19 protein-coding genes and 2 pseudogenes are annotated in these 22,105 nt (G+C 72.4%); 7 read left to right on the top strand and 14 right to left on the bottom strand.

What is annotated here, in order from left to right; translation table 11 throughout:
• Positions 1–241 (bottom strand): annotated as a pseudogene (locus CCL05_RS35635) (VanW family protein); the annotation flags it as partial.
• Positions 242–459: 218 nt separating this feature from the next.
• Between CCL05_RS35635 and CCL05_RS35630 the strand changes: the two are divergent.
• The 3 genes from CCL05_RS35630 to CCL05_RS35620 all read left to right on the top strand — a co-directional run bounded on the left by CCL05_RS35630 (position 460) and on the right by CCL05_RS35620 (position 3,388).
• Positions 460–1,731, top strand: a complete 1,272-nt coding sequence (locus tag CCL05_RS35630) for a glycosyltransferase family 4 protein (protein ID WP_086564783.1) — start codon at positions 460–462, stop codon at positions 1,729–1,731.
• Positions 1,728–2,543 carry a DUF4349 domain-containing protein gene (locus CCL05_RS35625; RefSeq protein WP_086564782.1) on the top strand — a complete coding sequence of 272 codons (816 nt, stop codon included), beginning with the start codon at positions 1,728–1,730 and terminating at the stop codon, positions 2,541–2,543. The genes CCL05_RS35630 and CCL05_RS35625 overlap by 4 nt, the downstream gene beginning before the upstream one ends.
• 182 nt (positions 2,544–2,725) lie before the next feature.
• Positions 2,726–3,388 (top strand): YceI family protein, encoded by a 663-nt coding sequence (locus CCL05_RS35620; RefSeq protein WP_086564781.1) that lies wholly within the window; start codon positions 2,726–2,728, stop codon positions 3,386–3,388.
• An 11-nt stretch (positions 3,389–3,399) separates the two neighbouring features.
• Here CCL05_RS35620 and CCL05_RS35615 read toward each other — a convergent pair whose 3' ends face one another.
• Genes CCL05_RS35615 through CCL05_RS35590 form a run of 6 tightly spaced genes read right to left on the bottom strand, consistent with a single transcriptional unit; the run spans position 3,400 to position 8,394 of the window.
• Entirely contained in the window at positions 3,400–3,900 is a 501-nt protein-coding gene (locus CCL05_RS35615; protein ID WP_086564780.1) for a molybdenum cofactor biosysynthesis protein, read from the bottom strand.
• Positions 3,901–3,958: 58 nt separating this feature from the next.
• The gene (locus CCL05_RS35610) at positions 3,959–4,969 is read right to left on the bottom strand and encodes an MASE1 domain-containing protein (protein ID WP_086564779.1); all 1,011 of its coding nucleotides are present in this window, start codon (positions 4,967–4,969) and stop codon (positions 3,959–3,961) included.
• 51 nt (positions 4,970–5,020) lie between these two features.
• Positions 5,021–5,851, bottom strand: a complete 831-nt coding sequence (locus CCL05_RS35605) for a PP2C family protein-serine/threonine phosphatase (RefSeq protein ID WP_086564778.1) — start codon at positions 5,849–5,851, stop codon at positions 5,021–5,023.
• 55 nt (positions 5,852–5,906) lie between these two features.
• On the bottom strand, positions 5,907–6,737 hold the full coding sequence (locus CCL05_RS35600; protein ID WP_086564777.1) for a DUF817 domain-containing protein: 831 nt from the start codon (positions 6,735–6,737) through the stop codon (positions 5,907–5,909).
• Positions 6,738–6,764: 27 nt separating this feature from the next.
• Entirely contained in the window at positions 6,765–7,376 is a 612-nt protein-coding gene (locus CCL05_RS35595) for a hypothetical protein (protein WP_086564776.1), read from the bottom strand.
• Positions 7,377–7,395: 19 nt separating this feature from the next.
• A complete protein-coding gene (locus tag CCL05_RS35590) occupies positions 7,396–8,394 on the bottom strand; it encodes an inorganic phosphate transporter (RefSeq protein WP_086564775.1) in 999 nt (332 codons plus the stop codon).
• A gap of 149 nt (positions 8,395–8,543) precedes the next feature.
• Between CCL05_RS35590 and CCL05_RS35585 the strand changes: the two genes are divergently transcribed.
• The 4 genes from CCL05_RS35585 (at position 8,544) to CCL05_RS35570 (ending at position 12,501) form a co-directional block, all read left to right on the top strand.
• Positions 8,544–9,137, top strand: a complete 594-nt coding sequence (locus tag CCL05_RS35585; RefSeq protein WP_086564774.1) for a DUF998 domain-containing protein — start codon at positions 8,544–8,546, stop codon at positions 9,135–9,137.
• Positions 9,138–9,245: 108 nt separating this feature from the next.
• Positions 9,246–11,471, top strand: a complete 2,226-nt coding sequence (gene tap, locus CCL05_RS35580; protein ID WP_086564773.1) for a telomere-associated protein Tap — start codon at positions 9,246–9,248, stop codon at positions 11,469–11,471.
• Between the two features lie 12 nt (positions 11,472–11,483).
• The gene (tpg, locus tag CCL05_RS35575; RefSeq protein WP_086564772.1) at positions 11,484–12,038 is read left to right on the top strand and encodes a telomere-protecting terminal protein Tpg; all 555 of its coding nucleotides are present in this window, start codon (positions 11,484–11,486) and stop codon (positions 12,036–12,038) included.
• A 109-nt stretch (positions 12,039–12,147) separates the two neighbouring features.
• Positions 12,148–12,501, top strand: coding sequence for a hypothetical protein (locus CCL05_RS35570; protein WP_086564771.1), 354 nt, complete (start codon positions 12,148–12,150; stop codon positions 12,499–12,501).
• Positions 12,502–12,506: 5 nt separating this feature from the next.
• On the opposite strand, the gene CCL05_RS35565 is transcribed toward CCL05_RS35570, so the two are convergent.
• The 7 genes and pseudogenes from CCL05_RS35565 to CCL05_RS35535 form a co-directional block, all read right to left on the bottom strand.
• Positions 12,507–13,340: an urease accessory protein UreD gene (locus CCL05_RS35565; RefSeq protein WP_086564770.1), complete on the bottom strand. Its 834-nt coding sequence runs from the start codon at positions 13,338–13,340 to the stop codon at positions 12,507–12,509.
• A gap of 23 nt (positions 13,341–13,363) precedes the next feature.
• Positions 13,364–14,077, bottom strand: coding sequence for an urease accessory protein UreG (ureG, locus tag CCL05_RS35560; protein ID WP_086564769.1), 714 nt, complete (start codon positions 14,075–14,077; stop codon positions 13,364–13,366).
• A gap of 43 nt (positions 14,078–14,120) precedes the next feature.
• On the bottom strand, positions 14,121–14,795 hold the full coding sequence (locus CCL05_RS35555; protein WP_086564768.1) for an urease accessory protein UreF: 675 nt from the start codon (positions 14,793–14,795) through the stop codon (positions 14,121–14,123).
• Positions 14,796–14,890: 95 nt separating this feature from the next.
• Positions 14,891–16,897 (bottom strand): urease subunit alpha, encoded by a 2,007-nt coding sequence (gene ureC, locus CCL05_RS35550; RefSeq protein WP_086564767.1) that lies wholly within the window; start codon positions 16,895–16,897, stop codon positions 14,891–14,893.
• Positions 16,884–17,555, bottom strand: coding sequence for an urease subunit gamma (locus CCL05_RS35545; protein ID WP_086564766.1), 672 nt, complete (start codon positions 17,553–17,555; stop codon positions 16,884–16,886). The genes ureC and CCL05_RS35545 overlap by 14 nt, the downstream gene beginning before the upstream one ends.
• Before the next feature lie 506 nt (positions 17,556–18,061).
• Entirely contained in the window at positions 18,062–21,013 is a 2,952-nt protein-coding gene (locus CCL05_RS35540) for a hypothetical protein (RefSeq protein ID WP_086564765.1), read from the bottom strand.
• Between the two features lie 2 nt (positions 21,014–21,015).
• A pseudogene (locus tag CCL05_RS35535) lies at positions 21,016–22,105 on the bottom strand (HSP90 family protein); the annotation flags it as partial.

The following is a 22,105-nucleotide window of genomic DNA, read 5'->3' as shown; positions in this document are numbered from 1 at the left end:
GCACGCGCAGTTCCCGGGCCCCGGCCGCGTCCAGGTGCCGCTCCAGCGTGCGCACCGCCTCCGCACGGCTCAGGCCCCCGATCTCCACCCCGCGCACCGTCGTACCGGAGTCGATCTCCCCGCCCGTCAGCATCAGCCCGGCGAGATACAGCCCGCCGACCCCCACGGCCAGCGCGCCGCCGGCCAGGGCCAGGGGCGGGAGGGACGTGATGCGCGGGAGGGGGGTTATGCGGGGGCGCATGGGTCTCCTGGAGATCGATGACGAGGGTGCACCCGATGACGCGACGCTGCTGCGGGCAAACACATCAAGCTATGCATATTCGGGCGGCAGACCGGTATGGCCCAGACCACTTATGTCCGAGATCATTCCGGAACCGGCCGGTCCGCACCCGTATTCCTGCAGGCCACAGAGTGATAACGGCGAACAACTGTCGGGTGGTTGGCGCCGTCTACGCCGACATGAAGATTTCTTTCCTGATTCACAACGCCTATGGAATCGGAGGCACGATCACCACCACGTTCAACCTCGCCGGGGCGCTCGCCGAGCGGCACGACGTGGAGATCGTCTCCGCGTTACGCCACCGCGAGCACCCCAACCTCGTCCTGGACCCCCGGGTGCGGCTGCGCGCGCTGGTGGACCTGCGCAAGGAGGCGGACCATCCGCTGCACCAGAGACCGGCGAAGGTGTTCCCGTCCGCGGAGTACCGCCACCACCAGTACAGCGAGCTGACCGACCAGCGGATCGGCGAGTGCCTGGAGGCGATCGACACCGACGTCGTCATCGGCACCCGCCCCGGCCTCAACGTGCACATCGCGCGGCAGGCCCCGCAGCGCGTCCTGCGCGTCGGCCAGGAGCACCTCACCCTCGACAACCACCCGCCCGCCCTGCGCACCGCTCTGCGCCGCGCCTACCGCCGCCTCGACGTGATCACCACCGTCACGGAAGCGGACGCCGCGGCCTACCGGCGCAAGATGTGGCTGCCCGGCGTCCACGTCGAGGCCCTCCCGAACAGCGTCCCCGACCCCGCGCTGCCGCCCGCCGACGGTACCGCCAAGATCGTCATCGCCGCCGGCCGGCTGGTTCCGGTGAAGCGCTACGACCTGCTCATCGAGGCGTTCGCCCAGGTCGCCGTCGCCTACCCGGACTGGCAGCTGCGCATCTACGGCAGGGGCGAACAGCAGCCCAGGCTGCGGGAACTCATCGAACGGCTCCGTCTGTGGAACAACGTGTTCCTGATGGGGGCCGCCACCCCCATGGAGGCCGAGTGGGCCAAGGGCTCGATCGGCGCGGCCGCCTCCAACTTCGAGCCGTTCGGCATGACGATCGTCGAGGCGATGCGCTGCGGCCTGCCCGTCGTCAGCACCGACTGCCCCTACGGCCCCGGCGAGATCATCCAGGACGGAGCCGACGGCCGGCTGGTACCGGTCGGTGACGCCGACGCCCTCGCCTCGGCCCTGCTGGAACTCGTCGGCGACGACGAACGGCGCCGCCGCATGGGCCGTACCGCCCTCGAGAACGCGCGCCGGTTCGCCCCGGGGCCCGTCGTCGCCCAGGCCGAACGCATCCTGGAGGACGCCCTCGCGTCCCGGAGCACAGGCGGACGGACCGCCACCGAGCAGAACCACCACCGGAGCAACAGCGCACTGATCGGCCGGAGCCACGCCGCCCGCGACGCGGCCCACGCCGCGGCCGTCGGCGCACTCCGCGCGATACGCAAGGGACGCCGATGACCACGCACCTCGACACCCACCTGCGCACCCACTGCGCGATCGACACGGACGGCCGCATCACCTTCCGCCTCCCGCAGGTCCCGGCCTCCCGCCCGCAGCTGCTCCTCCGGCTGCGCCCCAAGAAGGGCCGCCCCGAGACGACGCTCCACCACCTCGACCTGGAGCCCGGCCGGGCGGACGGCGACCTGCACGCCGTACTGGAACCGCACCGGGCCCTCGACGAAGGCCGCTGGGACCTGTACCTGCTGCCGGAACCGGAAGCCGAACGACAGCGGCTGCGCCCCGGCCTCAAGGACCTGCGCGCCCTCGTCGACGGCCACCTCCGCGACCGGCCCTCACCGGTCACCGTCCGCATCCCGTACGTCACGAAGGACGGCTTCCTCGCGCTGAGGGCATGGCGGCGCACCGCCCACGCGGAGGCCCGCACCATCGACGTCACGCAGCAGGCCGTGACGGTCGAGGCCCGCCTGCACGGCGCCGAACTCCGCGAGGACGCCACCGTACGGCTGCGCCTGCGGGGGACCGGCACCGTACGGGACCTGCGCCCCCGGATCGACGGCGACGGCAGAGGCTTCTCCTTCACCGCCGGCCAGGAGGACCTGACGGGCGGCCCCGAAGCCCCGGGCCGGATCTGGGACGCCTTCGTCCGGCCCGCCGCCGACGCGCCGCCGGTCAGGATCGGCCGGCTCCTCGACGACGTGGCGGACCGCAAACACGTCTTCGTCTACCCGGCGCTCACGGCGGGCGGATCGTCCGCACGCCCCTACTTCACCGTCGACAACGACCTCGCGATCGAGGTGACACCGACCTGATCGCCGATATGCCCGAAATGAAAATTCCTGGCCCCTCGGATGGTTATTTCGTCGGTACATCGCGACAGGCATGTGTGGATTTTGTGCAAAGCGGCGGCAAAAAGGTCAGGCGACCCTCCACAACAGCCTTAAACGGGAAGGGGACTTGCGGCAATAACCAAACTCAAGTACCTAGATGAATCATGAACCTGTTCAACCGCGTCGTGCCGTCCCGCCGGCAGGCGCCGCCAGTCCCCCCACAGCGTCCCGCCGGCGCACCGGCTTCCCCCACCGCGGTCCTGCCCGACCCCGACCTGGCGAATCTCACCGGCGACTGGGTCGTCGACCCTGCTCACAGCAGGATCGGCTTCTCCGTCCGGCATGCCATGGTGACCACCGTGCGCGGTTGTTTCCTGGAGTACGAGAGCCTCCTCTACTTCGACGCCCGCAACCCCGCCCGCTCGCGGGCCGACCTCACGCTGTTCACCGCCAGCGTCGACACCGGGGTGGAACAACGCGATGCCCACCTGGTCGGCCGGGACTTCCTGGATGCCGCGACGTATCCGCGTATGCGCTTCACCAGTACCGGGGTGGAACAGGCGGGCGCCGACCTCTTTCACATGTCCGGCGAGCTCACCATCAAGGGCATATCGCGGCCGGTCGTCCTGGAGATGACCTACATCGGGCACGTCACCGACCCCTTCGGCTACGAAAGGGTCGGATTCGACGGCACCACCACCATCAACCGCTCCGACTGGGGGCTGACGTACAACAGCAGGCTGGCCGAAGGAGGTGCGATGGTGAGCGAGAAGGTACGTCTGCAACTCGACATCGCCGCCATCCGCACGCCCCCGTCGGCCGGCTGACCGCGCCGGACTCAGGGTCCGGTGTCATCGGGCCCGGCCACGACACGGAACGTCGCCGGGCCCACCGTGATCACCCCGTCGCTCAGCGGCGTGCACCGCACACCGCCCCGCCCGCGCAGGGCGCGCTGGGCGCCGGGGCCGATGGTGACGTCCATCCAGGCGCACGGCCGGGCCGGCCGGTGCACGGCGAACAGCACCGGCCCGGTGCCGCAGTCGAGGGCGATCGTCGATCCGACGCAGGAGTCGATGTCCACGCCTCGGAGCAGGATGTTGCGGCGGGTGTGCCGGAGGTCTGCGTCAGCCGGGAGGTTCTCCGCGGCCATGAGGGTCACCGCCGCGTTCCGGTGGGCCGGCCTCGCGTAGTAGCGGTCGCCGACCAGTCCCAGGCCGCGGCGCACCTCCACCTGGGGAACGCGCTCGTCGGACGGGCCGGGGGAGGGGCCGTCCGACGGCCGTCCGGCCAGCCGGTGCGCGGGCGACACCAGCAGTTGCAGCACCTCCACCTCGGTCATGGCGTCAACCCTATGCCGACGGTCGCCCCCACCCGGCGGGCCCACGGGAGGCGGACGGTCACTCGCGCCGTCTCCGCCCGGCCCCGCCGTCCCCCAGAGGGGCCCGGGCGTCCGCCGTCTCGCCCGCGGTGAGGTGCTCCAGGACCTCGCCCAGCTCATGGCACGCGCGCTCCACCGACCGCCGGGTGTGGATCTGCTCGGTGATCACCGCCGACAGGATCAGGGCCGTCAGGGCCATCGCCCCGTTGAACGCCTGGAGCTTGATCATCACCTCCACCCTGGTCAGCCGCTCGAACGGCCCGGCCCGGTCGGTCGCCGCCACCGTGGTCATGACCGACGCGAAGAGGGCGCACAGCATGCTGCCGGCCAGCTGGAAGCGCAGAGCCGCCCAGATCAGCAGGGGGTAGACGAGGAAGAGCAGACTGACCGAGCTGTGCGCGGTGAGCGGAACGGCACAGCAGACGATCAGCGCCAGGCCCGAGGCCTCCTTCCAGCGCGACAGGCGCAGCGGCGGGCGGACGCGGGACAGCAGGAGCAGCACCGGGGTGACGATCAGCACGCCCATCGCGTCACCCACCCACCAGGCCAGCCACACCGCCCAGAACCCCGGCCATTCGAGTCTGCCCGTGGCGAGCAGGATGCCCGCGCCGGTGGTCGAGCTGATCAGCATGGCGGTGAGAGCGCCCAGGAAGACCAGGGCGAGACCGTCCCGCAGACGTGCCAGATCGGTGCGGAAACCCGTCCGGCGCAGCAGCAGGTACCCCACGACGGGGGCCACCGTGTTGCCCGCCAGCACGCCGAACGCCCACGGGTCCAGGGATGTCAGGGACAGGATCACGAAGAAGGCGCCCAGGGCGATCCCCGGCCAGCAGCGCAGCCCGAAGATCAGCAGGAAGGCGACCGAGACGCCGGTCGGAGGCCAGATCGGCGTGACGACCGAGCCCTCCACGACCAGTTCCCGTAACAGGCCGAGCTGCCCGGAGGCGTAGTAGCAGGCGGCGACGGCCGGCGTCAGCAGAACGACGACGGCCGGCGTACGCGGATCCCGGCTACCCACCACAGCAGCCATGAGACACCGAGGCCGCCACCGCGGCGAGGTGAGAGCGGGGGCCCTGCGGCTCTATGGCTGAGCCTCCGGCCCGTCGAGACCGACGACCAGCACGGCGGCGTCGTCGTCGTGCCCCACCCGCTCCGCGCCCTTGATGAGGGCGGCCGCGAGCGCGTCCACGTCCATGCCCGCCACCGCCGCGATGCCCGCGAGCCGCGTCACCTGGTCCAGGCCCTCCTCCAGCCGCAGGCAGGGCCCCTCCACGACACCGTCCGTGAGCAGTACGAACATGGCCCCCGTGGTCAGCTCGTACCGGGTCACCGGATACGACACCCCCGCCAGGATCCCCAGCGGCGGCCCGCCCTCGTCCTCGGCGACGCCGGACTTCCCGTCGGCCGTGGCCCAGACACACGGCAGGTGCCCGGCCCGCGCGCTCTCGAGCACACCGGCACACGGGTCGAGCCGCATGAACGTGCAGGTGGCGAACAGATCGGAGCTCAGCGACAGCAGCAGCTCGTTGGTCCGGGCCAGCACCTCGCCCGGCTCGCTGGTGACGGAGGCCAGGGCCCGCAGCCCGGCCCGCACCTGCCCCATGAAGGCGGCCGCTTCGATGTTGTGGCCCTGGACGTCACCGATGGACAGCCCGATCCGGCCGTCGTCCAGTGCGAAGGCGTCGTACCAGTCGCCGCCCACGTTGAGCCCCTGGCACGCGGGCTCGTACCGCACGGCGAGATGGAGCCGGCGGGCGACGGGCAGGTCACGCGGGAGCATGCCGCGCTGCAGCGCGATGGCCAGCTCGACCCGCGACCGCTGCATCTCGGCTTGCGCACGCGCCTGGGCCGTCAGCGCCCCGAGTCTGGTCAGCAGCTCGTCGCCGTCGTCCGTCGTGCCGGTGCGGGCCATTGATCACTCCGGCGAGGATGGTCACGGTCGGTGACGACCCTCGAAGGCAAATCATCTAATTTATGTCGATAGGATGATACGTGGCTGGAGCCCCGTCGACGACTCGCGCTCCCCGCGCCCGCCCGACCGCCGCCAGGACGAAGGTGACGCTGATCAGCAACGCCCAGGCACCGAACTTCTCCACCCCCACCGGCTCCCAGCCGTGCTCCTGGTACGGATAGCGCCAGGCGCCGACGAGGGTGGCGAGGTTCTCCGCCACCCACAGGAAGAACCCGATCAGGACGAACGACAGCGCCAGCGGCATCCGCCGGCGCACACCCCGCACTGTGAAACACACCGACGTCCCCGCGGTCACGGCCAGCAGCAGCCCGGCCAGCACCCAGCGGGCGTCGGGCAGCCAGTGATGGCTGAAGAAGTTGACGTATATGGCCGCGGCCACCACCGCCGTCGCCCGGGGCCGGTAGCGCACGAGGCGGAGATCGAACAGATGCCAGGCCCGGCACACGTAGCTGCCCACGGCCGCGTACAGAAACCCGCCGTACAGCGGAACGCCGGCGAACTTCAGCACGCCCGGCTCCGGATAGCTCCACGAACCGAGTGACACCTTCACCAGCTCGAAGGCCAGACCGATGACGTGACAGACCGTGATGACGGCGACGTCCCGGCCGTTCTCCCAGCCCCGCAGCCAGAACACCAGCGTGAGCAGCACGCCGTAGACCACCAGCAGGTCGTAGCGCGCCACGGGCAGGTCGGCCAGCAGGGTGGACACGGCCACGCCGGACAGCAGCGCGATGGCGAACGCGCACGCCCGGGTCTGCGTCCAGGCGAAGTCGAGCACCTGCCGAACCGGCGCGGCCCAGGGGCCGGTGAAGCTTGGAAGGATCATGGTGCCCTGTAGGACGGGCTCGCGCGCCTACCGGTTGCAGCGACCCTCCCCGGCCGCCGGCACCCGCCCGCCCCGGGCCATGCCGTCCCCGGCGGCGCGACCCCGGGCTTCCGCCACGGCCTCCCGCAGCAGCCGGGCCAGGCGCCGATCCGCGTCAGGCGCGGCGCACAGCACCCGGAGTGCGTGCTCCAGATGCCGCCGCCCCGGGCCACGCCACCACACCAGATCGGCGGCACGTCCCGGCAGCCCGGCCGCCGGGACGTGAGCGAGCTTCTCGCTCCGCCGACGACAGGCACGGCCGTGCCGGGCCAGACGCCGGGACGCGGGGCGCAGCACGCGCGCCGCATCCACGACCGAGCCGACGAGCAGCGGCGTATACGCCCTGTCCGCGGGCCGGGCGTCGGCGAGTTCGGCGGCCAGCGGCCACAGGGCGTGCCGGGTGGCGTCACCGACGCTGTCGTTGACCACGCGGGCCAGAGCCGCGAGCGCCGGATGCGTACCGGGCGGGCTGTCGGTGAACCGCCCGCCGGCCAGCAACGCGGCGTTCTCCATCAGGCAGGCGCCGTCGTCGGGGTGCAGATGCGTGAAACGCCCGGGCGCCGCAAGGCCGTCCGGCGGGCGCGGCGGAAAGGCGACCATGTGAGCCTCCCGGCTGGGATCACAGACCGGTGACGGCGTGCAGAACGAGGTAGATCGCGGCGGCGGGAATCCCGGCGCCGAAGAACGTGAGCACCCAGGCCGTGACGATGGAGCGGGCCACTTGCCAGCGTACGTCCGAGGCACGCCGGGTGGCACCGGCACCCAGAATGGCCGCGGTGATCGTCTGGGTGGTGGAGATCGGCGCCTTCAGCAGGAAGGCGGTGGTGTAGAGGACGCTCGCGGCGGCGGTCTCGGCGGCGAACCCGCGCGGCGGATCGAGGTGCACGATGCGCCGGCCGACCGTGGTGATGATGCGGCGCCCGCCGCTGTAGGTGCCGGCGGCCATGGCGACCGCCACCGCGGCGATCACCCACACCGGCACGGAGAAGTCGTTCTGCAGGCCGGCCGTGACCAGGGCGAGCACGATGACCCCCATGGTCTTCTGGGCGTCCTGCAACCCGTGCCCCAGTCCCATCGCGGCGGCGGACACGGTCTGGGCCATACGGAAGCCGTGCGTGGTCCGACGGGGCGTCGAACGACGGAACAGCCACAGGATGGCCACGTGCAGCGCATAGCCGAGTGCCACACCGACCAGCGGGGAGAGCAGCATCGGCAGGATGACCTTGTCCACGATCCCGGACCAGTGCACAGTGGCCGAAGCGGCGAGCGCGGCACCGACCAGCCCGCCGATCAGCGCATGCGAGGACGAGGTCGGCAGCCCCCGCCGCCAGGTGAACAGGTTCCAGCCGATGGCCCCGAGGAGCGCGCACAGCACCAGCAGCAGCCCCGAGTTGCCCTCGGGCGCGCCGATGATGCCGCTGCCGACGGTCTGGGCGACCCCGGTCCCGAGGAAGGCGCCGAAGAAGTTCATCACCGCGGCCATGGCCAGCGCCACGCGCGGCGTCAGGGCCCGGGTGGAGACCGAGGTGGCGATCGCGTTCGCGGCGTCGTGGAAGCCGTTGGTGTAGTCGAAGGTCAGTCCCACGATGATGATCAGCACCACCAGGGTGAGCTCCATGACCGATCACCTTTCCGCGGGCAGAGCGCCGGACCGTCACGGGCGCCGTCGGCGCACGAGACCATCGTGCCGCGAAACCCACGGACGGACCCGCCCGGAGCAGCGGTAGTGGGACGAGAGGAGAGGGGGATCCGCTTTACGGTGTCCTCGTGCGATCTGTTCCGAAATGGGTCCTGCTGTCGTCGGCGTGCGCTCCTGCCGTGCTGATCATCGGCTGGATGGTGGCGGCGGCACTGCAGGGACCCGCCTACGACCCGGCCGCCCAGACCATCAGCGTCCTGGCGGCCCCCGGAGGCTCGGGCTACTGGGTGATGACAGGGGCGTTCATCACCCTGGGCGTCTGCCACCTGCTCACCGCCTGGGGACTGCGCCCGGCCGCGACGCCCGGCCGGCTGGCCCTGGCGGCCGGGGGAGTGGCCGCCCTGGCGGTGGCCATGGTCCCGGCGCCGAGCAGCGGCGGCTCCCTGGGCCACGGCTCGGTCGCCGCCGTCGGCTTCGCCGTCCTGGCGGCATGGCCCGTCCTGGCCGTCCGGACCGGCGACAGCGTCCCCTGGGCCCTGCGTCCCTTACCGTCCCTCGGAGCCACCGCGGTGATGGCGGTGGGCGCGGCATGGTTCCTGGCCGAGACGCACCTCCACGGCGTCGCCGGCGTCGCCGAACGCGCGGTCACCACCCTCCAGTCGCTCTGGCCGTTTGTGGTGGCCCTGTCCTGCCTGCGTCACTCCGCGCAGGGGGGCCGGTGACGTGTCGGTAGGGTGCCGTCGATCTGCCCCCCACATGGACGCCATGCGTACGCGCTTGGTACGCGAAACCTTCGCTCCACGCTAGGGTGGCGGAGCAGGAGGTGCTCGATGTCGGAGCTGTTCGACGCGGTCGACGCGCTGGTCGCGTCCCGCTCCCCGCTGCCGCCGCCGGCGGAACGCAAACGGCTGCGCCAGGCGCACGGCTTGACGTTGGACGAGGTGGCCACCGCGCTGCAAGTGCGGCGTGCGACGGTCAGCGGCTGGGAGGCCGGCAAGACCGAACCGCGCCCGCCGGAGCGCGACGCATACGCCCGCCTGCTGAAGCAGCTCGCCCAGCTCTACCCTGCCCCCGACGCAGCGGCGCCCCCGAAGGACACGACGGACACGACGGACACCTCGGTTCCGAAGACGCCTGCCGCCCCTGCCGCACCGCCCCGGGCCCGCGCAGGATCCGCAGGCCGGGCCCCGGCGGATCCGGAGCCTGCCGGGAACGCCGCAGCCGTACCGCGTCCGGCGGACGCCACGACCAGGCCGACGCCGGCGTCGCGCCGCCCCGGCACCAAGAAGGCCGCCCCGGCGAACACCCCGGCGACCGACGCCGACCCGCGGTTCGCGAACGGCCCGCTGCTCGTCGTCGACGCGGACGACAGCTCCCGGGTGACCGGGTACGGCATCGGCGGCCTGGTCCTCGACGTGCCCGCCAAGTCGCTTCCCGCGCTCGTCGAGTGGTCGCTGAAGGAGGCTCAGCTCGGGGCCGGGAGGCTGCACGGCTCCGGCCGGGATGCCGACCCCCTGCTCGTGCTCACCGAGCGCGCGTGCGAGCGGTACGGGCTGCCGGTGGCGCTGTCGGACGCCGAGCGGCTCACCGGACGCCTCCCGGACGGCCACAAGATCCTCAAGCAACTCGACCGGGCCGACTGGCAGTTGACCAAGCGAGGGTTCGGGCCGTGGGCGCGGGTCTACCGCCCCGCCCAGGGCCGCCGGCGCCAGTGCGTGCAGCTGTGCATCCCGTCCTGGGGCGCGCTCGACGCCCGCACCTGGGGCCACGCCGCGCAGCTCGAGCCGGCGGAACTCGCCCGCGTGCTCGGCACCTACGCGGCCCGCGTGATGACACCGTGCGGCTCCACCGCCGTCACCGGCCTGGAACTGATGACCGCGCTCAACCCGCCGACCCGGGCGAGCGAGGCGGACGAGACGGGGAAGCGGCACAAGGAGCACCGGCCCGGTTCGCTGGGCGAGCACCCGATGGACTGCGCCCCGTGCGAGGCCCCGGACGGGCATCCGCTGCTCGCCGGACTGCCCCGCTTCCACCAGCGGGGCCCGGACGAGATGCTGTTCGAGGAGGCGTACGACTGGGCGCGCGAGCTCACCGACGCCGAGTGCATGGGGCGGTACCTGGTCGGCATCGACGTCAATCTCGCCTTCGGCGCCGCCGCCAACGGTGCCGTCGTCGGCCTGGCGACGCCGCCCGTGCACGTCACCGACCCCGTCTTCGACCCGACGCTGCCCGGGTCATGGCTGGTCGACCTCTCCCACGTCGACCTCTCCCGCGTCCTGGTCGGCAAGCAGTGGCGCCGGCTGGAGAGCGCGTTGCTGCCCAGCCCGTTCACACCGACCGGCGAGCGCCCGCAGGGCCCGGCCTGGTACGCGACTCCGACGGTGGCGTACGCCGTGGAGCTCGGCTACGACGTCGCCCCGGTCGAAGCCTGGGTGCGGGAGGACAAGGGCAGGTTCCTGGACGGCTGGTACAAGCGGCTGCGTGACGCGTACGTCGACACCATGGCCGACCTGGGCGTGGGCGAGAAGCTGCGCACCCGCGACTTCCTGGAGGCCATGGACGGCTGCAAGCAGCGCGATCCGGAGATGGCGATCGTCCTCGACGCGGTCAAGTCCACGGTGAAGGGCGGCATCGGCAAACTGCGCGAACGGGCGCGGGGCGGCGGCTGGAAGCCCGGACAGCCCTGGCCGGCCCTCTCCCGCCCGACGTGGCGGCCCGACATCCGCGCCACCGTCATCTCCCGGGCCCGGATCAACATGCACCGCAAGATGCTCAACCTGGCCGCGGCGACCGGCCGGTACCCGGTGGCGGTCCTGTCGGACTGCGCCGTCTACGCCGCCGACGGTCCCGGCCCGCTCCACGTCCTGCCGTACGACGCCGACGACAAGACGGTGCCCGGCAGCTTCCGGCTCGGGGTGTCACCGGGGATGGTCAAGCACGAGGGCACCCAGACCACCCTGTGGGCCGAAGCAGTGCGGGAGAAGTACGGCCAGATCCTCAACCTCGCCCGCTACATCAAGACCGGTGAGGTCACAGCCAAGGACGACGGAGAGTAGGGGAGCGGGCCGATGGACACGGTCGGGGACGGACTCGACGCCGCGCTGCGGAAGGCGTTCACACGCCCGATCCCCAAGAGCGCGGGCGCGCAGATGCGCTACCTGGTCAGACAGCTCAAGGGCACCCGGCCGGTGGCCGAGTTGCTCGGCATCACCCAGCGCACCGTCGAACGGTATGTGAGGGACCAGATCAGAAAACCCCGGCCTGACCTCGCCCGGCGCATGGAACGCGAGGTCACGCAGCGGTGGCAGCCCCAGATCCGGGCCAGGGCCAAGGACACCGCGGCCACCACCGGCGGCATCGTCATCGACACCCGCGCCCGGTTCGGCTACACGGCCGCCCCCGGCTCCACCGACGACGCCCGGCTGCGCCACCTCACCGTCGCGCTGCCCCCGCAGTACGCCGCCCGCCTCTTCGAGACGAAGGAAGCCGGCGGCACGGAACAGCAGCTGCGCGACATCGCGGCCGAGGCACTGGGCGAGGTGTACTTCCGCGACAACGGCCGCCGCGCCCAGGGCCTCGAAGTCGAGTTCACCGACGTGGAGCACCTGGAGTTCGACCTCTGATGGAGGGCGAGGGCCGGCAACCGCCGCGGTTCGAGGTGTAACAAATTGCAGCTCGCGTGACGCAGAAGTAGGCAGAAACAAGCCAGTCCGCGCGAGATGGGAATTTCCTGTGAACCACCCCGACCCGGTTTCCGGATATCAGACATACGACCAGCCCCCGGGGCAGGGCCGCCCCGCGCGCGACCAGGCCACGTCGCGGCGGATAGCCCTCGCCATCTGCACGATCGCCGACGTGGCGGCTGGTCTGCTGGGCCTGTGGATCGTGCTCTACCTGCTCGACGCGAACCAGGCGAATCCCTTCGTCGAGTTCGTTCACGGAATGGCGGACTGGCTGTCCGGATGGGCACAGGACATTTTCACAATGGACACAGAGGGATTGCGCGTTGTCCTCAATTACGGCCTCCCGGCGGTCATCTATTTGCTGATCGGCCACGGAATCGCTGCCCGGCTCAACCGGGCATAAGGGCACTATCCGGGGCCGAACGGCAGAGTGCCCTTCGCGGTGAGCGCCCGGTCCAGCGCCTCGTCGAGGAGGCGTCGTAGCCGGGTGGCGGTGTCCGCGACCGCGGTGGCGAGGAGTGCCGGGCCGGCCAGCGGGACCAGCACACCCCGGGCCGGGCCGTCTGGGTCGCCGAGAAGGACCGGTGGGAGGGCTGCCCGGCCGAGGGACGGGTCGACGACGAGGAGTTGACCGCAGGCCCGGTGCGAGCCCATGACGGCCGGGCCGTCCCAGGCGGGATGGGGGCCGCCGTAGGAGGTGTGCTGGTCGAGAAGCGGACGGTCGCCGCGGAGCACCGTGAGGCGGGTGGTCAGGTCGCCACTGGTCTCACGGGTGCGGCCGAGGATCTGTTCGTCCCTCAGGACCAGGCGGGCCGTGGGAGAGAGGCCGACCGCGCAGGTCTGGCGCAGGCTGCTGCCCGCGGTGCTGATCAGGGGCTGCGGCAGCCAGTGCAGGGTGGCGTCGTCGCCGACGGTCAGGCGGAGGTCGTAGGTGGCGTTGTCGTCGGTGGGGCCCCGCAGCGCGATAGTGGAGGCGGCCGAGGTGATCCGAAGGCAGGCGGACGGACCGACCTCGGCATGGAGGGCGAGCCGGTCGCCGCCGAGGGGACCGCTCATGGCGCCGATGACGTCGACGCGGGCCAGGCCGCCGCGCGGGCGCAGCCGTTGGAGGTGGAACGGGCCGTCGCCGCTGAGCAGCGGCAGGGTGGTGGTGCGGCCGTTGTGCTCGGCCCGCACCCGGGCGGTCGCCACGACGCTGGAGGCGTCCGGGAGGGGCGCGACGTCTTCGGTGAGCGTGCTCATGTCTCCTGCCGGGGCGAGGGCGATCAGGGCGTGGCGGTGGCGGGTTCGGGCCGCGCGGTCCCGTGGTGCCAGACGGTGAGGCGTTCCAGCACCCAGTCGGCGACGGGCCGGACGCCGTCGTCGCCGGTGAGGGACGTGAAGGCGACGGGCAGGTCACCGCGCCGCCGGGCCGCGTCGGAGGCCATGGTGGTGAGGTCGGCGCCGACGTGCGGGGCGAGATCGGTCTTGTTGACGACCAGGAGGTCCGCGGTGGTGATGCCCGGGCCGCCCTTGCGGGGGATGTCGTCGCCGCTGGAGACGTCGATGACGAAGATCTGCGTGTCGACGAGGCCCTTGGAGAAGGTGGCGGTGAGGTTGTCGCCGCCGGACTCGACGAGGATCAGATCCAGGGGCCCGAGGCGGTCCTCGAGGTCTTCCACGGCCTCCAGGTTGGCGGAGATGTCGTCGCGGATCGCGGTGTGCGGGCAGGCTCCGGTCTCCACGGCGGTGATCCGCTCGGGGGGCAGGACGGCCTCGCGGAGCAGGAAGTCGGCGTCCTCGCGGGTGTAGATGTCGTTGGTGACGACGGCGAGGGCGTACCGGTCGCGCAGGGTGCGGCACAGCGCGGCGACCGTGGCGGTCTTGCCGGAGCCGACCGGTCCGCCGAGGCCGATCCTGAGGGCGCGGCGGGTGCCGTCGGGGCGGCGGGCGTCGGCGGAGACGGCGCCGGAGCCGTCGTGGGTGTGGTCGAGGTGCATCGGCGTGGAGCTCCTTCGGGTGGGGCGGGTGGCGGACTCGGCGTCAGGAGGCGAAAAGGCGCATCGGCCAGGCGGCGTGCTGTTCGGCGGTGATGTCGAGCAGAGGTGACGACGCGGCCGGCAGGACACCGGCTCCCTCGCCGGCGACACGGCCCGCGGCGTCGGCCGCCTGGTGGGCCACGGCGTCGACGTCGTCGCAGAGACGGGCCAGCACCGCAGTGGCGTCGAACGGGTCGAGGCCGAGCAGCCGTACGGCAGCGGTGGCGGGGCCCGCGACATGGCCGAAGGCCGCGACATGTGCGGCGTCCGACGCGGTGAGGCCGGCCGCGTGGGCGGCGACCCCCAGGACGACCGGCTGGTGGGCGCCGCCCGGCAGATCACGGGCGAGCCGCTCCAGCGCCTCGCACGGCCAGGCCGCGCGGGCCGCGCGCAGCAACTGCCGGCCCAGCTTGCGGGCCGTGGCCCGCAGCGCCGGGGCAGGTGTACGAGCGTCGGCGGCCTCGTCCAGGACGAGCGGGTCGTGTCCGGCGGCGGCCGCGGCCGCCAGTGCGGCGGCGGTGAGGCCCGCGGTGTGCAGGCGGCCACGGCAGAACGCGTAGAGGGTGGCGGAATCGTGGACGGCACGGGCGGCGACGGCGGCCTCGACGCCACCGGAATGCGCATGGTCCCCGGCCGGGAAACGGCCGCCGGCGAGGACGAGGAGAGCGGTACGGCTCATGGAGGGTGGCCATGCCTTTCGACGGCGTGGCGGGAAGGACGGGACGGGCGACGCAAAGCCAGCCGGGCCGCCCGCCCCGGACTCCCCCTGCCCGGTCAGAGGATGAAGTAGCGCTGGGCCAGGGGAAGTTCGGGCGCGTAGTGCGTGGGAGCGGGCCGCTGCGGGCAGAGTCCCTCGTCGTCCTGCGCCTGCCGCTCCATGTGCCGCCGCAGTTCGGTCAGGCAGGTGTCCTCGATGAACACCTCGTAGGTGTCCGGGTCCACCCGGATGTCCGGGGTCGCGTCGTTGAGGATCATGTTCTTCTTGAACACCTGGCGGGTGTCCTTGATCTGGTACAGGGACTTGTTGATGCCGAGGTCCCGCGCGGTGACCGTGGCCTGCGGGCTCACGAAGTTGACCGAGTTGGCGCCCGGCGCCTTCCCTGTGGCGCCCCACATCGGGCGGGGCAGGACGGGCTGCGGCGTCGGGATGGACGCGTTGGCGTCACCGACCTGCGCGTAGGCGATCTGCCCGCCCTTGAGGACGAGGTGCGGCTTCACGCCGAAGAACTTCGGCTCCCACAGCACCAGGTCCGCCAGCTTGCCGGTCTCCACGGAACCGATCAGGTCGTCCGCGCCGTGGGCGATGGCCGGGTTGATCGTGTACTTGGCGACGTAGCGGCGGGCGCGGAAGTTGTCCGCCTCGCGCCCCTGCTGCTCCTGCTCCGCGGCGCTGCCTTCCCGCAGCCGGCCGTAGCGGGTCTTCATCACGTGGGCGGTCTGCCAGGTGCGCATGATCATCTCGCCGATGCGGCCCATGGCCTGCGCGTCGGACGACATGATCGAGATGGCCCCCATGTCGTGCAGCAGGTCCTCGGCCGCCATCGTCGAGGGCCGCACCCGGGACTCGGCGAAGGCCCGGTCGGCGTCCAGCTCCGGGTTGAGGTGGTGGCAGACCATCATCATGTCGATGTGCTCCTTGACGGTGTTCACCGTCAACGGGCGCGTCGGGTTGGTGGACGCGGGCAGGACGTTCTCCTCCCCGCACAGGGTGATCATGTCGGGGGCGTGCCCGCCACCGGCGCCCTCGATGTGGAAGATGTGCAGCGGACGGCCCTTGAAGGCGGCCTTGGTGCTCTCCACGAAGCCCGCCTCGTTCAGCGAGTCGGCGTGCAGGGCGAGTTGCACACTGTTGGTGACGAGCTCGTCGTCCGTCCGGTCGTCGTCCTGCGGGCTGTTCCTGCCCTCGCACACCTTCAGGCAGGTGTCGATGACCGCGGGGGTGGCGCCCCAGTCCTCGTGGATCTTGAAGCCGATGACGCCTGCCCTCACCTGGTCGAGCATCGACTCGCGGGACATGGTGCTGCCCTTGCCCAGCACCCCGATGTTGACCGGGAACTCGTCGAGCGCCTTGAAGAGGCGCTCGACGTGCCACTTGCCCGGGGTGACCGTCGTCGCCGTGGACCCCTCGGCCGGGCCGGTGCCCCCGCCGATCAGGGTCGTCACACCGGACGCGAGGGCCTCGCTGATCTGCTCCGGGCAGAGGAAATGAACGTGGGTGTCCACCCCGCCCGCCGTCAGGATGCGGCCCTTCCCGGAGATCACCTCGGTCTCCGGGCCGATGACGAAGTCCGTCGGCCCGTCCGTCCGGCCCTCGTGGATCCTGGCCATGGTCTCCGGGTTGTACGCCTTGCCGAGGGCGCGGATCCTGCCGTCGCGGATCGCGACGTCCGCCTTGACCACGCCCCAGTGGTCCAGGACGACCGCGCCGGTGATCACGGTGTCCGGGGGGCCGTCCTCACCGTCACCGCGGGGCGTCGCCGACTGTCCCATGGACTCACGGATCACCTTGCCGCCGCCGAAGACGACCTCGTGTCCGCTCCTGCTCGCCAGCGGGCTGACCCTGCCGTTGTCCTCGCCCCGGCCGCTGTCGCCGTCCCCGGGCGCGGGAACGGGCGGCGGGTCCGCCGGGGCCTTGCCGAGACCGCCCGACCAGTCGTCGGTGACCTTGATGCGCAGCGCGGTGTCCGCCAGGCGGATCTCGTCCCCCGTCGTCGGGCCGAACAGATCGACGTAGACCTCGCGCTCGGTCGTCCGGGTGTTCGTCCGCTCAGCCACGGTCATCGACTCCCTCACCGTCGTCCGGGGCCTGGTCCCGGAGCACCCCGCCGACCAGCCCGCGCAGTCCGAGCACCTTCCGCTCGCCCTCGATGGGCACCAGCTCCACCGGGCGGCGGTCGCCCGGCTCGAACCGTTCGGACGTGCCCGCCGCGACGTTGAGCCGCTTGCCGTAGGCCTGCGCCCGTTCGAACTCGAGACCCGCGTTGGCCTCGTAGAAGTGGTAGTGCGACCCGACCTGCACCGGCCGGTCGGTCGGGTTGTGCACCTCGACCTCGGTGACGTCCAGCCCCGGGTTGAGGGGCACTGCCTCGTCGACGAAGTCGACCTTCCCGGGGTGGAGTTCGATCTCCTCGCGCGGCTCGTCGAACGGGTCGTGGATCGTCACCAGCTTGGTGCCGTCCGGGAACGTCGTCTCGACCTGCACGTTGTCGATCATCTCGGGGACACCGGCCATGACGTCGTCCCGCGTCAGAAGCCCCCGCCCCGAGTCCATGATCTCGCCGACGCTCCGGCCGATCCGCGCCTGGTCGTAGACGTGGGCCGTGAGCAGCGCCACCGTCTCCGGGTAGTTCAGCCTGATCCCTTGCTGTCTGCGCTGACGCGCCAGGCCGGCCGCCACATGGACCAACAGGCGCTCCTGCTCATGGGGAGTGAAATGCATCGTGCCCTTCCCTGCTCCAGAGACCAACGTCCGCCGACGGCGCGGGCACGCCGGGCCCACCGAGGCCGGAGATCCGGGCCACGCTGCGCCACGTCCGATCGTGCTGGCCCGGGGCGGGCGCGTCGACGCGGCGGTTCGCTTTCCGTTCGGACGGGCGGCGGAGCGAACATGTCGGCGAGGGAGGAGGGAATCGCACTTCGGATCGCGAATCGGTGACTTCGGGCCAACGGGGTCCGCCGCCCTCGGGGGCGCGGCAGGGGGAAGGTTTCTGCGCAGGGGTGGTGGGACCCCACACCCTGGAGGCGCACGCCCGGCCCGGCAGGAGCCGCCCCGGCACCAGGCACACGAGCGCTCGACCCCTGCCAATTCCCGTTCATGAAACGGCATTTGTGCCACCTTCCGATACCGGCAATGGCCGGTTCGGTTCATGACACGGGCGTGGGGCGTCGCCTCGGCCCCCGGTGCCGAGGCGACAGCCCGCCCCGCCCGGCACCGGGGGAGCCGTGTCACTCCTCGTCGCGCAGCCGGGCCGCCAACGAGGTCAGCGGCTCGGTCTCGTCCGTGTGGCCCAGGGGAGTGAGACGGGAGACCGCCGCGTCGAGGCGAGCGAGGGCGGGGGCCGGGCGCTCCAGGTAGAGGCCCTCCACCACGGCCGCGAGACGGACGCACTCGGCCCACTCCGCGGCGTGGTCCTGCTCCGCTCCCGGCTCGCCGAGCAGGGCGAGGGCCTTGTCCAGGGCGGCCAGGGCGTCCTCGTACTCCCCGGTGTAGGCGTTGACCCGCCCGTGCTCGTAGGCCAGGGCGGTGTCCAGGGAACGGCCGCGGGCCTCGTACCCGGCGGCACGGGCCTCGTCCGCGACGCGGCCGGCGTCGGCGAGGAACGCGAGCGCGCCGGCCAGGCCGTCGGGGCCCTGCTGCTGGCCCTGGAGCCGGGCGAGTTCGCGCAGGCAGTTGCTGAGCTGCTCGTAACGCGGATCCCGGGCGTGGGCGGCGAGTGCCTGCTGAGCCGCTTCGCGGGCCCGGCCGAACTCGCCGGACTCGCCGAGGAGTACGGCGGTCTCCGCGGCGATGACGGCGTGGCTCCCCGGGTCGTCGTCCCAGCCGGCCGACTCGGCCGCGAGGGCGACGAACTCCGCGGTGGCGGCCTTGAGGTCGTCTCCCGCGTGCAGCGCGCGGGCGCGGGTCAGGCGCAACTGCGCGACGAGCCGGTCGTCCAGTTCTCCGGCGGCGACGTCCGGTTCGGCCAGCAGGGAGTCGAGCAGAGCGATGCAGTCCTCGACGCGGCCCAGGTCGAGGCTGAGCTGCGCCGCGTTGCTGTAGGTGCAGAACGCGTCCGTCCGGCTGCCGCGGCGAAGCTCCACCTCCGCGGAGCGCGTCAGATGCCGCAGTGCCTCGTCGGGGCGGCCCAGGTGCATGCAGGCCTCGGCCAGATCACCGTGGAGGCGGCTGGTGTCGACCGTGTCGGCCGGCCATTCGGCGGCCAGTCGCAGCCCCTCGGTCAGGTCCGCGTGCGCGGCCTGCGCGTCCCGGAGGACGAGCTGGAGCCGGCCCCGCAGTCCGAGCGTGCGGGGCAGGTGCCAGGCGGGGCCGTGCGCCCTCAGCCGGTCGAGGAGGGCGTCGATCTCCGTGACCGCGGCGGGCAGGTCGCCGGAGATGGCGTGCGTAGTGGCCCGCAGCAGCAGGGCGGCGGAGATCTGCCCGACGACGTCGTGCCGGGCGGCGAACGCGTGCAGCAGGTCCACCTCGGCGAGCGCCGACGCGACGTGTTCCTCGCTCCTCGACGCCTGGAGCCGCAGACCGAGCGCGGTCGCCCGCAGCCGCAGCAGGCGGGCCTCCCGGTGCGGGGCGAGGCCGGGCGTCTCCTCGTGCAGGCGGACCATGGACGCGTGAGCGGCGGTCAGCGCGGCGACCGTCGCCTCGGTCGCGTCGTCGCCCTGAGCCGGGATCTCGGCGGAGGTGAGCAGGGCACTGCCGCGGGCGACCGCCGCGTGCCCCGGCAGCCCGGCGTCGGCGTACAGGCCCGCGGCCTCTTCGTAGAGACCGGCGGCGACGGCGAACTCGTCCTTGTCGCTCGCCCGGCTCGCCTCGTCGGCCAGCAGGTCCGCGCGCAGTTGTACGAGCGGGCCCACGGCCGGGTCGTCGGGGTGCGTGTAGTCGCGGGCGGCGACGAGCGTCCGCAGCCGCGCCCAGCAGGCGTGTGCGTCCGGATGCCCCTGCTCCTCCGCCTTCCTTGCGTGGAGGATGAGTTCCGCCAGATCGTCGGGGACGGCGGCGGTGGTACGTCCGGCGGTCGTGGTGACGGCGGCGACGGGGGCGGCGGCCGGGGCCACGTCGTCGAGGCCGCGGGTGCGCAGCGTCAGTTCCAGCGCGTCCACGAGCGGGGCACGGTCGAGGCGGGCCCTGCGGCGGTCGGTGTGGGCCGTGGTGCCGTTGCGGGCGTCGAAGCGGGCGGCGAGGTCGTCGGCACGGCCGCGCACCTCGGCGCGCAGGCCTGCCACCGTCCAGGTGCGGCCCGCGTATCCGGCGGCAGGCAGTTCGCCGTGGCCGAGGTGCTCGACGCGCTGGAGGAGGACCTCCACGCCGGTGAGGAAGCCGAGCAGGTCCAGCGGCGAGTCGACCTCCTCGAACAGATTCCGGTTCTCGGAGAGCAGTTCCAGGCCGCGGGCCTCGTTGCCGGTCAGCGCGCAGAACTCCAGGTGCCGGCCGACCTCCTGTGCCATCGAGGGGTTGCGGCGGCAGCCGCGGTAGCCGGCGAGGTGCAGTTCGCGGGCCCGGTCGGTGCGGCCGGTGCGCAGCAGCGGCAGCAGGGCGTACGACACGGAGCGGGCCGGCTCCTCCTGGCAGGACTCCTTCCCGGCCAGGACGGGCTCCCAGACGCGCAGCGCCCGCTCGTCGTCCCCGGCCGTCAGGTGGTACAGGGCGCGCTCGCAGGTCTCACAGGCCTCGCAGTCGCTGAGCCGGGTGCGGGTGCGGGCCGCCCACAGTTCGTAGGCGGGGGTGGTGTCCTCGCCGACGTGGGCGGCGAGCTGGTACGCCTGTCCGTAGTAGGGCTGCAGGCCGAGGCCGGCCTTCTCGTACCGGTCGCGCATCTCGGTGAGCCACTGGCGCAGGCTGGACAGGGGTATCTCGGGCAGCTGGCGCAGGGCGTGGGCCACCCACTTGAACCGCCAGAACAGCATGTGGCGCAGGCGCTCGTCGAAGACGTCGGGCTGCTCGTCGAAGAGGGTGAGCAGACGGGCGAAGACCACGGGCGACTTGCGGGGCTCGGAGCCGTAGGTGTACGCCTCCTGGAGTTCGAGGAGCGCGTGGATGAGCGGGACGGGCTCGGCGAACTGCTCGGCGGCGTCCACGAGTTCCTCGGCGGTGACGGTGCGGGTGCGGCCGTAGGGGCGCCGGTCGTTCTCCCGGAGCGCCTCGTACAGCTCGTCGGTGCTCTGGGGATGGGGTGCGGTGGGCATCGTCAGCTGTCCTTGCGGAGGGCGTGGGCGAGGAGGTCGAGGAAGGAGCGGTTGATGAGGCTCGATTCGGCCGGCCTGAGCGGGCGCCGGGACAGCATCGCCGCCTGCCCGTAGAGGGCTTCGGCGCTGGTGCGGGCCAGCTCGGGCTCGTCGATGGTGACGGCGGTGCGGACCAGCGGGTTGAGCTGGTTGAGGATCAGCTGGGCCCGCGGGGCCTCCTGGCGCAGGGCGCCCAGGATGTCGCCCCACAGGCCGCCCTCCTGCTCACGGGCGAGCTGAGAGCGGGTGCGCTCGTGCCGGGCCTCACGGCTGTCGACGAGCAGGGCGGGGGCCGAGGCGGGCTGGAAGGTGCGCAGCGCGACGTCGCAGTCGAACACGGCGAGGGCGTCCCGGGCCTGGGCGAGGTAGGCCGCGGCGGCGAGTTCCGTCTCCCGGTCGACGGGGTCGAGGTGGGCGGTGAGGGTCGCCGGGTCGAGGTCGGCGACACTGGCCTCGGGCCTGATCTCGGGCAGCCGGTGGACCAGTTCACGGTCGTAGGTGTAGCCGCCGTTGACGACGCCGAGCCCGGCGGCCGAGGCGATCGCGGCGACCTGCCGGAACTCCTCCACGGTCGACGTCACGAGGACGGTGGGATGGGTGCGGGCGAACTCGTCGAGGGTGGTGTGGCCGTCGGTGGTCTCGAACGGCAGCCAGGGCAGCAGCATCCGCAGGATCTCGTCGTCGTGCACGGCCAGCGACTTCACGGCCAGGTGATGGGCCTGGAGGAAGCGCCCGAGGAGGTCCGGGTCGCTGGCGGCGGCCCGGGCGATCCAGGCACGCAGCCGCTCGGCCAGGGCGTCGCGGACGGCGGCGAGCGTGTCGTCCTCGTACAGGGACTCGCGGGACGCCGTTGGGCGCAGGCTCTCGGCGTCGACGACGCAGCGGACGAAGAACGCCCAGTCGGGCAGCACGCACGCGATGCCCTTCAGGCCCACCGCCGGCAGGTCCAGCTCGATGGTGTCCAGCGGCGTGAACCCGAAGACCTCCTCGCCGTACGCGGCCAGCGCCCGGGAACGGGCTCCCGGCGTGGGGTACGTACGCGTCCAGGGGGCG

Origin of the sequence: Streptomyces africanus (assembly GCF_002150735.1) — a bacterium.
GTDB classification, from domain to species: Bacteria; Actinomycetota; Actinomycetes; order Streptomycetales; family Streptomycetaceae; genus Streptomyces; species Streptomyces africanus.
This window is presented reverse-complemented; position numbering and strand designations above follow the sequence as displayed.

Excerpts from the sequence above, each read along its gene's own strand:
- CCL05_RS35630 (WP_086564783.1), top strand. The coding sequence starts at position 460 with ATGAAGATTTCTTTCCTGATTCACAACGCCTATGGAATCGGAGGCACG.
- CCL05_RS35625 (WP_086564782.1), top strand. The coding sequence starts at position 1,728 with ATGACCACGCACCTCGACACCCACCTGCGCACCCACTGCGCGATCGAC.
- CCL05_RS35620 (WP_086564781.1), top strand. The coding sequence starts at position 2,726 with ATGAACCTGTTCAACCGCGTCGTGCCGTCCCGCCGGCAGGCGCCGCCA.
- CCL05_RS35615 (WP_086564780.1), bottom strand. The coding sequence starts at position 3,900 with ATGACCGAGGTGGAGGTGCTGCAACTGCTGGTGTCGCCCGCGCACCGG.
- CCL05_RS35610 (WP_086564779.1), bottom strand. The coding sequence starts at position 4,969 with ATGGCTGCTGTGGTGGGTAGCCGGGATCCGCGTACGCCGGCCGTCGTC.
- CCL05_RS35605 (WP_086564778.1), bottom strand. The coding sequence starts at position 5,851 with ATGGCCCGCACCGGCACGACGGACGACGGCGACGAGCTGCTGACCAGA.
- CCL05_RS35600 (WP_086564777.1), bottom strand. The coding sequence starts at position 6,737 with ATGATCCTTCCAAGCTTCACCGGCCCCTGGGCCGCGCCGGTTCGGCAG.
- CCL05_RS35595 (WP_086564776.1), bottom strand. The coding sequence starts at position 7,376 with ATGGTCGCCTTTCCGCCGCGCCCGCCGGACGGCCTTGCGGCGCCCGGG.
- CCL05_RS35590 (WP_086564775.1), bottom strand. The coding sequence starts at position 8,394 with ATGGAGCTCACCCTGGTGGTGCTGATCATCATCGTGGGACTGACCTTC.
- tap (WP_086564773.1), top strand. The coding sequence starts at position 9,246 with ATGTCGGAGCTGTTCGACGCGGTCGACGCGCTGGTCGCGTCCCGCTCC.
- tpg (WP_086564772.1), top strand. The coding sequence starts at position 11,484 with ATGGACACGGTCGGGGACGGACTCGACGCCGCGCTGCGGAAGGCGTTC.
- CCL05_RS35565 (WP_086564770.1), bottom strand. The coding sequence starts at position 13,340 with ATGAGCACGCTCACCGAAGACGTCGCGCCCCTCCCGGACGCCTCCAGC.
- ureG (WP_086564769.1), bottom strand. The coding sequence starts at position 14,077 with ATGCACCTCGACCACACCCACGACGGCTCCGGCGCCGTCTCCGCCGAC.
- CCL05_RS35555 (WP_086564768.1), bottom strand. The coding sequence starts at position 14,795 with ATGAGCCGTACCGCTCTCCTCGTCCTCGCCGGCGGCCGTTTCCCGGCC.
- ureC (WP_086564767.1), bottom strand. The coding sequence starts at position 16,897 with ATGACCGTGGCTGAGCGGACGAACACCCGGACGACCGAGCGCGAGGTC.
- CCL05_RS35545 (WP_086564766.1), bottom strand. The coding sequence starts at position 17,555 with ATGCATTTCACTCCCCATGAGCAGGAGCGCCTGTTGGTCCATGTGGCG.
- CCL05_RS35540 (WP_086564765.1), bottom strand. The coding sequence starts at position 21,013 with ATGCCCACCGCACCCCATCCCCAGAGCACCGACGAGCTGTACGAGGCG.